The 11,347-nt window shown below is 62.1% G+C and carries 15 protein-coding genes; 10 read left to right on the top strand and 5 right to left on the bottom strand.

The genetic code is table 11. The features are described from left to right. The first annotated feature begins 21 nt into the window (after positions 1-21). The 8 genes from C7G61_RS17060 (at position 22) to C7G61_RS17025 (ending at position 8,010) form a co-directional block, all read left to right on the top strand. The gene (locus C7G61_RS17060) at positions 22-1,236 is read left to right on the top strand and encodes a sialidase family protein (protein WP_108516222.1); all 1,215 of its coding nucleotides are present in this window, start codon (positions 22-24) and stop codon (positions 1,234-1,236) included. Beyond that, positions 1,233-1,733, top strand: coding sequence for a TlpA family protein disulfide reductase (locus tag C7G61_RS17055; protein ID WP_108516220.1), 501 nt, complete (start codon positions 1,233-1,235; stop codon positions 1,731-1,733). Before C7G61_RS17060 ends, C7G61_RS17055 begins: the two co-directional genes overlap by 4 nt. Before the next feature lie 109 nt (positions 1,734-1,842). Continuing rightward, positions 1,843-2,349: a copper chaperone PCu(A)C gene (locus C7G61_RS17050; protein ID WP_108516218.1), complete on the top strand. Its 507-nt coding sequence runs from the start codon at positions 1,843-1,845 to the stop codon at positions 2,347-2,349. Between the two features lie 10 nt (positions 2,350-2,359). Continuing rightward, positions 2,360-2,884 (top strand): YcnI family copper-binding membrane protein, encoded by a 525-nt coding sequence (locus tag C7G61_RS17045; RefSeq protein ID WP_108516215.1) that lies wholly within the window; start codon positions 2,360-2,362, stop codon positions 2,882-2,884. A gap of 10 nt (positions 2,885-2,894) precedes the next feature. After that, positions 2,895-4,460: a copper resistance CopC/CopD family protein gene (locus C7G61_RS17040; protein WP_108516213.1), complete on the top strand. Its 1,566-nt coding sequence runs from the start codon at positions 2,895-2,897 to the stop codon at positions 4,458-4,460. Between the two features lie 174 nt (positions 4,461-4,634). Continuing rightward, a complete protein-coding gene (proS, locus tag C7G61_RS17035) occupies positions 4,635-5,954 on the top strand; it encodes a proline--tRNA ligase (RefSeq protein WP_108516211.1) in 1,320 nt (439 codons plus the stop codon). Between the two features lie 69 nt (positions 5,955-6,023). Next, positions 6,024-7,304, top strand: coding sequence for a lipoprotein-releasing ABC transporter permease subunit (locus C7G61_RS17030; RefSeq protein ID WP_108516209.1), 1,281 nt, complete (start codon positions 6,024-6,026; stop codon positions 7,302-7,304). A 7-nt stretch (positions 7,305-7,311) separates the two neighbouring features. Then, the gene (locus C7G61_RS17025) at positions 7,312-8,010 is read left to right on the top strand and encodes an ABC transporter ATP-binding protein (RefSeq protein ID WP_108516206.1); all 699 of its coding nucleotides are present in this window, start codon (positions 7,312-7,314) and stop codon (positions 8,008-8,010) included. Positions 8,011-8,092: 82 nt separating this feature from the next. Here C7G61_RS17025 and C7G61_RS17020 read toward each other — a convergent pair whose 3' ends face one another. The 5 genes from C7G61_RS17020 to C7G61_RS17000 all read right to left on the bottom strand — a co-directional run bounded on the left by C7G61_RS17020 (position 8,093) and on the right by C7G61_RS17000 (position 9,492). Further along, entirely contained in the window at positions 8,093-8,347 is a 255-nt protein-coding gene (locus tag C7G61_RS17020; protein WP_108516204.1) for a DUF3551 domain-containing protein, read from the bottom strand. Then, the gene (locus C7G61_RS47430; protein WP_190241854.1) at positions 8,347-8,472 is read right to left on the bottom strand and encodes a DUF3551 domain-containing protein; all 126 of its coding nucleotides are present in this window, start codon (positions 8,470-8,472) and stop codon (positions 8,347-8,349) included. Before C7G61_RS47430 ends, C7G61_RS17020 begins: the two co-directional genes overlap by 1 nt. Before the next feature lie 53 nt (positions 8,473-8,525). Then, entirely contained in the window at positions 8,526-8,792 is a 267-nt protein-coding gene (locus C7G61_RS17010) for a DUF3551 domain-containing protein (protein ID WP_108516200.1), read from the bottom strand. Next, a complete protein-coding gene (locus tag C7G61_RS17005; RefSeq protein ID WP_108516197.1) occupies positions 8,792-9,052 on the bottom strand; it encodes a DUF3551 domain-containing protein in 261 nt (86 codons plus the stop codon). The genes C7G61_RS17010 and C7G61_RS17005 overlap by 1 nt, the downstream gene beginning before the upstream one ends. Before the next feature lie 143 nt (positions 9,053-9,195). After that, a complete protein-coding gene (locus tag C7G61_RS17000; RefSeq protein ID WP_108516195.1) occupies positions 9,196-9,492 on the bottom strand; it encodes a DUF3551 domain-containing protein in 297 nt (98 codons plus the stop codon). Between the two features lie 302 nt (positions 9,493-9,794). On the opposite strand from C7G61_RS17000, the gene C7G61_RS16995 reads away from it, so the two are divergent. Together C7G61_RS16995 and C7G61_RS16990 are read left to right on the top strand one after the other, a co-directional pair. Further along, the gene (locus tag C7G61_RS16995) at positions 9,795-10,541 is read left to right on the top strand and encodes an outer membrane protein (protein WP_108516193.1); all 747 of its coding nucleotides are present in this window, start codon (positions 9,795-9,797) and stop codon (positions 10,539-10,541) included. Positions 10,542-10,732: 191 nt separating this feature from the next. Beyond that, positions 10,733-10,987: a hypothetical protein gene (locus C7G61_RS16990; RefSeq protein ID WP_108516190.1), complete on the top strand. Its 255-nt coding sequence runs from the start codon at positions 10,733-10,735 to the stop codon at positions 10,985-10,987. The last annotated feature ends 360 nt before the right edge of the window (positions 10,988-11,347 follow it).

Raw genomic sequence — 11,347 nt, 5'->3', positions numbered from 1 at the left:
CCCAGCAGGAGGAGTAAGGCCATGCTGCGAATGAGCTTGCTCGCGACCCTCGTCATTTCGCTTTGGCAGACCGCCGCGCAAGCGCAGATGAGCCATCACCAGCATGCCTCGGAAGCGGCGTGCGAGGAGGTTGAGTTGCGCTGCGCGTCGAAGGTGACGCCGGCCTTCGCGTCAGATGGAACGCTCTGGCTCGCCTGGATGGCCGGAGGCAGGATCTCGGTGGCGAGTTCGAAGGACAACGGGCGCAGCTTTTCGACGCCGGTTCAGGTGACCAGGGAAAAGCTCAAGCTCGATTGGGGACCGGATGCGCGTCCCCAGATCGTCGTCGAGAAGAACGGCGGCATCGCACTGGCGTTTTCGATCTTCAGGGACAAGGCGTTCAACGGCCAGGTGCTCGCCACAAGGTCGATCGACGGTGGACAAAGCTTCGCCGAGTTGCAGCCGATCACGGCGAGTAACGAGAGCCAGCGTTTCGCGGCGCTCGGCCTCGATGCTGACGGATCGGTGTTCGCGGCCTGGATCGACAAGCGCAACCGGGTGCCCGCGCAGCAGGAGGGCAAAAAATACGAAGGGGCAGGGCTGTTCTTCGCGTCATCGAAGGATGGCGGCGCGGCCTATGCCGAAGCGCGGCTGGCCGCCGACAACACCTGCGAATGCTGCCGGCTCGGCCTGGCGTTCGCAGGCCCCGGCCGTCCCGTCGTCGTGTTCAGGAACATCTTCGAAGGCGGCGTGCGAGATCACGCCGTCATGACGTTCACCGATCCGGCGACGCCGGGCGAGGTTCGCCGCGTCAGCAACGACGACTGGCAGATTTCCGCATGCCCGCATCATGGCCCCAGTCTTTCGATCTCGGCCGCGGGCACCTATCACGTGAGCTGGTACACCAGCGGCAAGGCCCGCAAGGGGCTGTTTTATGCGCGCTCACAGGACGAGGGCCGCACGTTCTCCGATCCGATTCCACTCGGCCGCGCCGACCGCAATCCGACGCGGCCTTACGTGCTGACCGGCCCGCATGGCGCCGCCATGGTCTGGAAGGAGTTCGACGGCGAGAAGACCTCGGTCCATGCGATGACCTCGCATGATGAGGGCAAGAGCTGGTCGACGCCGGTCACGATCGCCACGACGACTGATACCTCCGACCACCCGCTGCTGGTCAGCGACGGGCAGAAGACCTACCTGTCCTGGATGACCAAGGCCGATGGATATCGCCTGCTGCCGATCGGAGATGGATCATGAAACGCTGTCTGCTCGCTGCAATATTCCTCGTTGCTTCTCTGGCCGCCGCGCCGGCAACCGAGACGCCGTCCGAACTCAAGCCGTTCGTGCGCGGAAGCTGGCAGGAAATGCTGCGTTCGCACAAGGGGCGTCCGACGCTGGTGCATTTCTGGGGCGTCACCTGCGGTCCGTGCAAGGTCGAGTTGCCGCTGCTCGGACAATTCATGAAGGACCATTCCGAGATCGACGTGGTGATGATCAGCGCCGATCTCGTTCCGAATCTACCGGGCGCCGCGCGCGCGATGCTGGAGAAAGCCGGGTTGGGATCGGCGGAGAACTGGATTTTCAGCGACGGCTTTGTGGAACGCCTCCGGTTCGAGATCGATCCGTCTTGGCAAGGCGAGATCCCGCGCACGCTGCTGATCGCGCGTGACGGAACCGTCACCACGATCGAAGGTTCGGCCGAAATATCGGACCTTGAAAAATGGCTGGTTCAGCAAAAAGTCGCGAGCAAATAAAGGCGCACTCCCGCTATTGTGAATATTAACGTTGCGTTCTCAAGTTAAGGCAACAGCGGGCTTGGTCGCCCGCTGTGCCGGCCATACTTCATAAATCGAAAGACATACGATGAAACCTGTTCTGCCATTCTTCGCCTTCGCCGCCCTGTTTGCCCTCCTGGGCGCGCCCGCGCACGCCCAGGAGGTCAAGGCCGGCGATCTGGTCATCACACAGGCCTGGAGCCGCGCCACGCCCGGAGGCGCCAAGATTGCGGGCGGCTATCTTACGATCGAGAACAAGGGCTCTGTGCCAGATCGCCTGATCAGCGGCTCCGGCGAATTCGCCGGCAAGGTCGAGATTCACGAGATGGCAATGAACAACGGCGTCATGACGATGCGGGCGCTCGACAAGGGGTTGCCGATCGAGTCGGGCAAGACCGTCAAGCTCGCGCCGGGCGGTTATCACTTAATGCTGATGGATCTGAAGACGCCGCTCAAGCAGGGAGAGAAGGTGCCGCTGACGCTGGAGTTCGAGAAAGCCGGGAAGGTCACCTTGTCGCTCGACGTGCAGGGCGTCGGCGCGCAGGCACCAGCGGGCGGCCAGTCGGGGCACGATCATTCCGGCATGAAGAAGTAAGGGACAGCCTATGTCGAAAATTGCTCCTGTCGTCATCACCCTTGCTGCGCTCGCTGTCTCGCCGGCGAGCGCCCACGTCACTCTCGAGAAGCGGCAGGCGCCGGTGGGCTCATACTACAAGGCGGTGTTTGCCGTGCCGCACGGCTGCGCGGGATCGCCGACGGTCAAACTGCGGGTGCAGATTCCGGAAGGCGTGATCGGCATCAAGCCGATGCCCAAGCCCGGGTGGACCGTCGAGACGGTCAAGGGCAAATACGCCTCCGAGTATGAGCATCACGGCAGCAAGGTTTCTGAAGGCGTCAAGGAAGTGATGTGGAGCGGCGGCAAGGTCGTCGACGACAACTATGATGAATTCGTCTTCTCCAGCTTTCTCACCCCCGGGCTGAAGCCGGACACCACGCTGTATTTTCCCGTGGTGCAGGAATGCGAGCAGGGGGTCAGCCGCTGGATCGATATTCCCTCGGAAGGCCTGAGCGGCCATGGGCCTGGCAGCAAGACGCCAGCGCCGGGTCTCAAGCTGATCGCAAAACCGTAAAGCCGTCCCGATGGCGCGCGTGCTCGCCAGCCTTGCTGCGCTGCTGTCGGCTCTGTGCATTGCGAGCGCCGCGTGGGCCCATGCGACGCTACTTTCTTCGGAGCCGGCCGACGGCAGCGTGCTCACGCAGCCGCCGAAGATGGTGCAGTTGCACTTCAACGAAGGCGTTACGCCTGCCGTGATCGGCGTCATCGATGCCGGCGGCAAGGCGCGCGACGTCGCCACGCGCGCGGCCGGCCAATCCGTGCTGATCGTTTTGCCTGACGACCTGCCGCAGGGCACCCAGATTGTCAGCTATCGGGTGGTCTCGCAGGACGGTCATCCCGTGGCGGGATCGATGGTGTTTTCAATCGGCGCCGTGACCGGAGCCGCGCCGCCGGCGATGAAAAGTCCGCTGGCGGTACTGATCTGGTTGGCGCGGATCGGCGTTTATCTCGGACTGTTTGTCGGTGTCGGCGGCGCCTTCTTCGCAACCTGGATCGGGCAGGGCCCGAGCGGGTCGACCGTCAGCCGCGGCGCGCTTGCTATCGGTCTCGTCAGTGCCGTGACCTCGCTCGGCCTGCAAGGTCTTGATCTCCTCAACCTTCCCCTTGGAGGCATCGTGACGTCGGCGCCGTGGACGAGCGCGCTCGCTACCTCCCTTGGGCCGTCACTGTTGATTGCGATCGTGGTGATGGCCATCGCCTGGTATGCGTGGAAAAGCCCCAGCATTCTGATCGCCGGGGTGTTGACCACGCTCGCGATAGTGGGCGTCGGGCTTTCGCTGGCAACCAGTGGTCATGCCGCGACCGCCTCGCCGCAATGGCTGACGCGGCCGTCGCTGTTCCTGCATGGCATAGCCGTAGCCTACTGGATCGGCGCGTTGGCGCCGCTGGCGGCCATGGCGCATCGGCGCAATGACAACCTGCCGCGTGTGCTCAAGCAGTTTTCAGGCCTGGCGATGCCGCTGGTTGCGCTGCTGGTGCTGAGCGGATTGGTGCTGTCCGTCATTCAGCTTGGAAGCCTGCGTGCGCTGATCGAAACCCAATACGGCGTCCTTCTCTCGATCAAGCTGTCGCTGGTGATCCTGTTGCTTGGCCTTGCGGCGCTGAACCGGTTTCTCTGCACGCCTGCGGTCATTGCGAACCATGAGAACACCCGGCCGCTGCTGGGGTCGATCGTGCTGGAATGCCTTCTCGTCGTTGGCATCCTGGCCGTGGTCGCCGGCTGGCGCTTCACGCCGCCGCCGCGCGCCTCGGTGGTTCCCGTGGCGGCGCCGCTCTCGGTCCATATCCATACGGACGCAGCGATGTTTCAGGTGCTGGTTTCGCCGGGCAAGGTCGGCTCCAACGACTTCGTGCTGCAGTTGATGACGGGAGATGCCGCCCTGCTGCCGGCCAAGGAGGCTGTGCTGATCCTGAGCTTGCCGGAGCGCGGCATCGAGCCGATGGAGCGTCGCGCGACGCTCGGGCCGGACGGCTACTGGCATGTGCGCGGCGTGGCGCTGCCGCTGCCCGGCCGCTGGCGGATGCAGATCGATGCGCTGGTCACCGACTTCCAGAAGATCACGCTGCAAGATGAATTGCAGGTGCGTTGACACCGGTTCGCGGGGTATGACGCCGTTGTGAAGGAATGAGGACCAGGAGGCCTAAAAACGGCCCGAAAATCCGCCTTTCCGGCTGCTTTTCACCGGCCCCGGCCTTGTATTTTCGCACCCGATCCGGTTTCACTGCACCTCTTCCGGTATCCCACTGATTCCTTGAGTTGTCCCATGCGGTTGTCGCGGTTTTTTCTACCCATCCTGAAAGAGAATCCGAAAGAGGCGGAGATCGTCTCGCATCGGCTGATGCTGCGCGCGGGCATGATGCGGCAGGAAGCGGCCGGCATCTACGCCTGGCTGCCGCTGGGATTCCGGGTCCTGAAGAAGATCGAGCAGATCGTTCGTGAGGAACAGGACCGCGCCGGTGCGCTGGAACTGTTGATGCCGACGCTGCAGCTTGCCGACCTCTGGCGCGAGAGCGGCCGTTACGATGCCTATGGTCCGGAGATGCTGCGCATCACCGATCGCCACAAGCGCGAATTGCTGTACGGGCCGACCAATGAGGAAATGATCACAGAGATCTTTCGCGCTTACGTCAAATCCTACAAGAGCCTGCCGCTCAATCTCTATCACATCCAGTGGAAGTTCCGTGACGAGCAGCGCCCGCGTTTCGGCGTGATGCGCGGCCGCGAATTCCTGATGAAGGACGCTTACTCCTTCGACATCGACGAGGCGGCGGCGCGCCGTTCCTATAACCGGATGTTCGTGGCTTACCTGCGGACCTTCGCGCGGATGGGATTGAAGGCGATCCCGATGCGTGCCGAGACCGGCCCGATCGGCGGCGACCTCAGCCATGAATTCATCGTGCTGGCGGAAACCGGCGAGTCCGGCGTGTTCTGCAACAGCGACGTGCTCAATCTGCCGATCCCGCCCGATGACGTCGACTATGACGGTGATCTCACTGACATCATCAAGCAATGGACATCGGTTTATGCCGCGACCGAGGACGTCCACGATGCCGATCGGTACGAACGCGAAGTGCCGGCCGACAAGCGCGTCAATACGCGTGGCATCGAGGTCGGCCAGATCTTCTATTTCGGCACCAAATATTCCGACGCGATGAAGGCGCTGGTTGCCGGCGCCGATGGCGTCGACGTGCCGATCCATGGCGGCTCCTACGGTGTCGGTGTCTCGCGCCTGGTCGGCGCCATCATCGAGGCCTGCCACGACGATGCCGGCATCAAATGGCCGGAGGCGGTGGCGCCGTTCACGGCTGTGATCCTGAACCTGAAGCAAGGGGATGCTGCCGTCGATGGCGCGTGCGAGAAGCTTTATCGGGAACTTCAGGTCAAGGGCGTCGATGTGCTCTATGACGACACCGACCAGCGCGCGGGAGCGAAGTTCGCGGCCGCCGACCTGATCGGTATCCCCTGGCAGATTCTGGTCGGGCCGAAGGGCCTTGCCGAGGGCAAGCTCGAGATCAAACGTCGCAGCGACGGTTCGCGCGAGAATCTCAGCCCGGCCGAAGTGGTGGCAAAGATAGCGGGATAAGATATCCACCGCGCTTGTAATGTTGGCCATTAAGGCCACATTTGGCCCGAATCATGGGATTATCGAGTAATGGATGAGACCATGAACGAGACAGCCCGCACCCCGCCTTTTGCGCCCTTCGAATGGCTGTTGTCCGGGCGTTATCTGCGTGCGCGTCGCAAGGAAGGCTTCATTTCGGTCATCGCCGGATTTTCCTTCCTAGGCATCATGCTCGGCGTCGCCACGCTGATCATCGTGATGGCTGTGATGAACGGCTTCCGCAAGGAACTGCTGGACAAGATCCTCGGGCTGAACGGGCATTTGCTGGTGCAACCGCTGGAATCGCCGCTGACCGACTGGAAGGACGTCGCCGAGCGCATCAGCCAGCTCGAGGGCATCCGCCTTGCCGCGCCGGTCGTGGACGGTCAGGCGCTGGCGTCCTCGGCCTTCAACGCCGCCGGCGTGCTGGTGCGAGGCATGCGGTCTGCGGACCTGAACAACCTCACCTCGATCGCCAAGAACATCAAGCAGGGCACGATGGAGGGATTTGACGAGGGGCAGGGCGTTATCATCGGGCGCCGGCTCGCCGATCAATTGTCGCTACATGCCGGCGACACCATCACGCTGGTCGCGCCCAAGGGCGCGGTGACCCCGATGGGAACCACGCCGCGCATCAAACCTTACAAGGTGGCGGCCGTGTTCGAGATCGGTATGTCGGAATATGACGCCAGCTTCGTGTTCATGCCGCTGCCGGAGTCGCAGGCCTATTTCAACCGCAAGGACGACGTGACCGCGATCGAGGTATTCACCAGCAACCCCGATCGAATCGACGCGTTCCGCAAGAGCGTGACGGAGGCCTCGGGGCGGCCGGTGTTCCTGGTCGACTGGCGGCAGCGCAACTCGACCTTCTTCAATGCGCTGCAGGTCGAGCGCAATGTGATGTTTTTGATCCTGACCATGATCGTGCTGGTTGCCGCGCTCAACATCGTTTCCGGCCTGATCATGCTGGTCAAGGACAAGGGGCAGGACATCGCCATCCTGCGCACCATGGGCGCCTCGCAGGGCTCGATCATGCGGATATTCCTGATCACGGGCGCTGCGATCGGCGTGGTCGGCACGCTGACCGGCTTCTTTGTCGGCATGCTGATCTGCCTGAACATCGAATCGATCCGGCAATTCCTGTCCTGGATGACCAACACAGAATTGTTCTCGCCGGAACTCTACTTCCTCTCCCGGCTGCCGGCGGAAGTCGATTTCGGCGAGACCACCGCGGTCGTGATCATGGCGCTGACGCTGTCGTTCCTGGCGACGCTCTATCCGTCCTGGCGCGCCGCGCGCCTCGATCCCGTCGACGCGCTCCGGTACGAGTGAGGACGAGATGGCCGAGGAGGCAGAAGATGTACCGGTTATCTATCTCCACGAGATAAAACGCGAGTACAGGCAGGGCGAGGCGACATTGACCATTCTCAACGGCGCCAAGCTCGCGCTGTGGGCGGGACAGTCGGTGGCGCTGGTGGCGCCGTCGGGTTCGGGTAAATCGACGCTGCTGCATATCGCGGGCCTGCTCGAAAGCCCCGATGACGGCGAGGTCTATGTCGCGGGCACGCCGACCTCGCAATTATCGGACATCGACCGCACCCAGATCCGGCGCTCCGACATCGGCTTTGTTTATCAGCAGCACCGGCTGCTGCCGGAATTCACCGCGCTCGAAAACGTGATGCTGCCGCAGATGATCCGCGGCCTCAAACGCGCCGAGACGATCAAGCGCTCGGAGGAGATCCTGTCCTATCTCGGCCTCGGCGACCGCATCACGCACCGGCCGGCCGAGCTGTCCGGCGGCGAACAGCAGCGGGTTGCCATCGCGCGCGCGGTCGCCAATGCACCGCGGGCGCTGCTGGCGGACGAGCCGACCGGAAACCTCGATCCGCACACCGCCGATCACGTGTTCAGTGCGCTGATGCAGTTGGTGAAGGCGACGCAGGTCGCGATGCTGATCGCCACCCACAACATGGAACTGGCCGGCCGGATGGACCGGCGGGTGTCGCTGGTTGACGGCCAGGTCGTCGAACTGGAGTAGCGCATGATCCGGACCCGAAGGGCGCGTTAGCGCAAAGTGGATCCGGTTTTCCGAAGAGATCATGCGCAATTAGGGACGTCGTTCAGTAAGCGCCGCGCCTGCGCACCGGCCGATCCTGATACGCATTTGCAAAATATGGATTGACGACGCATTGCGCCGCGCGGCCCGAGGCCGACGCGTTGCATTGAGGAATCGACGTATAGCTGCACTCATAATAGGTGACCGGGCCGTAGACATGCAGGCAGACCGGATATCCTCCGCCGTATGTCTGGGCGCGCGCCGGAGCTGCGGCCGAAATCGTTCCGATTGCGAGAATTGCCAAAGCCAGGATGCGCATCAGTATCTCCTACGGAATTGGCGGCTGCGATCGGTCTGCATTTCCGCCTTGGCCCTGAAATAGCGATTCGCAGCGCAATACGCACCTCGCCCGGAGGCGGTTGCCTGACACTGCGTGCGCGCCAAAAACTGCAATCGCCGAAATCGCAGCTGTTGTGCTCAAATCAAACAGATAACGCTCAGTAGCCGTTGCGGTAGCGCTTGTAGCGGCGTGCCGAGGGATCTTGAGATGCATGTGCGAAATACGGATTGATCACGCATTGCGCCGCGCGGCCCGAGGCCGACGCGTTGCATTGAGGCAGGGTGTAATAGGTACAGTCGTAATAGCTGAGCCTGCCATAAACATGCAGGCAAACCGGGTAGTTGGGATCGTAAGTCTGTGCCTGCGCCGGTACTGCGGCCGAGGCCGCTCCGATCGCCAGAATTGCCAAAGCCAGAATGCGCATCAGAATCTCCTTCCGTGTTGGCGGCTGCGATCGGTCTGCATGTCCGCCTTGGCGTTGAAATAGGGGTTCGCAGCGCAACTCGCATCTCGCCCGGAGGCGGTTGCCTGACACTGCGCCAGCGTCGAAAAACTGCAATCGCCGGCGCCGGCGCCGAAATCGCAGCCCTTGATGCAGTAGGGAAACTCGCGCGCCACAGCCGGCATCGCGACTGTTGCCGACACAGCAAAGGCCGCCATTAGCGCCAGCCATGCCCTTCGCATGCATCCTCCGCCGGTAGCCCCAAGAATCTTCACCGGAAATCTTCAGTTGCTGAGCAGACGATCCACCCGCGCCCGCGTCAAATCACGTTCGCGCGTTGAATGTCCCTTGGCGATGCGCGGTGCGATGCGCCCTCGACGGGCGCTCAGTATCTGCCGGTGCCGGGGGCGGGCGGCAGCGCGCGGCCGGGCAGCGGGCGATACGCGGCGCGCGGCGGCGGTTCGCTCTCGCCGATATAATAGGGATTGGCGATGCAGTAGAGAAACCGTCCCGAAGCGGTCGCCTGGCACTGCTCGTAACTCGTGAAAGTGCAGTTGCTGAGGCCGGGGTGCTCGTCGCCCTGGATGCAGAACGGATATCGGGTGCCGACCGCTTCGGCAGGCGTGGCGCCGAGTGCGGCCAGTCCACTCGCGGCCAGCACGGCTAGTACAGTTTTACGCATTTCGAATCTCCTTGATCGTACTTCCGCGCGTTGCTGGTTCCATCTGCATCGACACAAGCCGCACCGGCGCAATTCCGTCAAGCCACTCTACATTGCAATACCGCCGCAAGGCGAATGTGAATTTTTTGCGGCGGGTTCCGGTGCAAAGTTTCGAGAAACGCCTGCAAGACAACATTAACTTACGTTCGCACTGAGGCCATTTGGTGTGGGCTGTTGCAGTGAGGTTACAGCAATTCGAACGAACAATGCTAAGAGCATGCCTCGGCCTTGGGGGCTGTCAAAACGGAACGGGAATAAAAAGTATGAAGAAGGTTTTGCTTGTTACGGCCAGTCTGATCGCGCTCGGCGCGGCTGCGCCGGCACTCGCTGCGGATCTCGCTGCACGTCCTTACACCAAGGCGCCTCCGATGGTCGCTGCTGTGTATGACTGGAGCGGATTCTACATCGGCGTGAACGGCGGCTATGGCACGAGCCAAAACTGCTGGACCAACACCGCGGTCGGCGGCGTTCCGTTCACTCCGGCTTCCGAAGGTTGCCACGACGCGGACGGCGGCACCATCGGTGGTCAGGTCGGTTATCGCTGGCAGGCCGGCAACTGGGTGTTCGGCCTCGAAGCGCAGGGCAACTGGGCCGACTTCAACGGTTCGAACGTGAGCCTCCTTGGGGCGCCTCTCGTCAACCGCTCCAAGATCGACGCGTTCGGCCTGTTCACCGGCCAGGTCGGCTATGCCGCCAACAACGTCCTGTTCTACGTCAAGGGCGGTGCTGCGGTGACCGACAACCGCTACGAAGGCCTGTTCCTGGGCACCGTGATCGATCGCGCCGAAGAGACCCGCTGGGGTGGCACGGTTGGCGCCGGCGTGGAATACGCCTTCGCTCCGAACTGGTCGTTCGGCGTCGAGTATAACCATCTGTTCATGGGCACCCAGAACTACGCCTTCAACTCTCTCGGCGTTAACACCCGCAATGACGACATCAAGCAGGACGCTGACCTCGTCACCGCCCGCATCAACTATCGCTTCGGCGGCCCGGTCATCGGGAAGTACTGATTTCGCAGGACTAGCGAAACAAGGAAGCCCCGGGGCGTTGTCCCGGGGCTTTTTTCTTGAGCGGAGAGGCCGATCAACCACCGGGATTTGCCGGCATAACTCCTTCAATCGAAACCTTTGGGTAGTGGGCAGTCTGACTGTGGCGGAGTTCTGGGCTGGAAAACGCGCGGGACGGCGCGCATATTTGGGAGATGGCAGATTTTGAAAAATGCTCCGGCGACCTGCGAAGATTGATTGGAATTGCTGACACCAATGGCGTCCCGATGGCCGAAAGGTCGATTGACGAATATATGGCCGCCACAGAGCCTTCCGATCGGACCGGCGCCCTTCAGGAGGTTCAGCGGGTGGTGCAGACCCATCGCGACGCGGCAACCTCTGGCGATCAGCGTGATTTCGCTGAGGTCGTGAACGATTACATTGAGAAGCTAATGAGGAGCTTCGAATGACCTCGGGTCTGGAATTAACCAGGTCAGTTTGATTATGGCAGAGTTCCGGGCTGGAAAACTGGCGGCTCCGGGCGCATATTTCGGGGATGGCGACAATTGTTCAATGCAATTGCGGCGCCGAGTACAGACGCACTGAAGAGAAGTTCTTGGTACCGCACACGGGTGACGCGATCTGCGTAGTCTGCGGCGCTGCGCTCGAATCGTGGTTGGAGTCCGACCACGTTCCCTCATACGAACTTATTGAACGTCCACAGACAGAAAGTCGGCAGGACAAGCCGCCCTAAAGACAGGTCAGGAATTAACCACAGGGGCCATTCTCCAAACCGACCCGCGACCGGCCCTTGACTCCCGGAACAAAAA

The organism is Bradyrhizobium algeriense (assembly GCF_003062295.1).
Classification (GTDB): Bacteria; Pseudomonadota; Alphaproteobacteria; order Rhizobiales; family Xanthobacteraceae; genus Bradyrhizobium; species Bradyrhizobium algeriense.
This window is presented reverse-complemented; position numbering and strand designations above follow the sequence as displayed.

Excerpts from the sequence above, each read along its gene's own strand:
- C7G61_RS17060 (WP_108516222.1), top strand. The coding sequence starts at position 22 with ATGCTGCGAATGAGCTTGCTCGCGACCCTCGTCATTTCGCTTTGGCAG.
- C7G61_RS17055 (WP_108516220.1), top strand. The coding sequence starts at position 1,233 with ATGAAACGCTGTCTGCTCGCTGCAATATTCCTCGTTGCTTCTCTGGCC.
- C7G61_RS17050 (WP_108516218.1), top strand. The coding sequence starts at position 1,843 with ATGAAACCTGTTCTGCCATTCTTCGCCTTCGCCGCCCTGTTTGCCCTC.
- C7G61_RS17045 (WP_108516215.1), top strand. The coding sequence starts at position 2,360 with ATGTCGAAAATTGCTCCTGTCGTCATCACCCTTGCTGCGCTCGCTGTC.
- C7G61_RS17040 (WP_108516213.1), top strand. The coding sequence starts at position 2,895 with ATGGCGCGCGTGCTCGCCAGCCTTGCTGCGCTGCTGTCGGCTCTGTGC.
- proS (WP_108516211.1), top strand. The coding sequence starts at position 4,635 with ATGCGGTTGTCGCGGTTTTTTCTACCCATCCTGAAAGAGAATCCGAAA.
- C7G61_RS17030 (WP_108516209.1), top strand. The coding sequence starts at position 6,024 with ATGGATGAGACCATGAACGAGACAGCCCGCACCCCGCCTTTTGCGCCC.
- C7G61_RS17025 (WP_108516206.1), top strand. The coding sequence starts at position 7,312 with ATGGCCGAGGAGGCAGAAGATGTACCGGTTATCTATCTCCACGAGATA.
- C7G61_RS17020 (WP_108516204.1), bottom strand. The coding sequence starts at position 8,347 with ATGCGCATCCTGGCTTTGGCAATTCTCGCAATCGGAACGATTTCGGCC.
- C7G61_RS17010 (WP_108516200.1), bottom strand. The coding sequence starts at position 8,792 with ATGCGCATTCTGGCTTTGGCAATTCTGGCGATCGGAGCGGCCTCGGCC.
- C7G61_RS17005 (WP_108516197.1), bottom strand. The coding sequence starts at position 9,052 with ATGCGAAGGGCATGGCTGGCGCTAATGGCGGCCTTTGCTGTGTCGGCA.
- C7G61_RS17000 (WP_108516195.1), bottom strand. The coding sequence starts at position 9,492 with ATGCGTAAAACTGTACTAGCCGTGCTGGCCGCGAGTGGACTGGCCGCA.
- C7G61_RS16995 (WP_108516193.1), top strand. The coding sequence starts at position 9,795 with ATGAAGAAGGTTTTGCTTGTTACGGCCAGTCTGATCGCGCTCGGCGCG.
- C7G61_RS16990 (WP_108516190.1), top strand. The coding sequence starts at position 10,733 with ATGGCAGATTTTGAAAAATGCTCCGGCGACCTGCGAAGATTGATTGGA.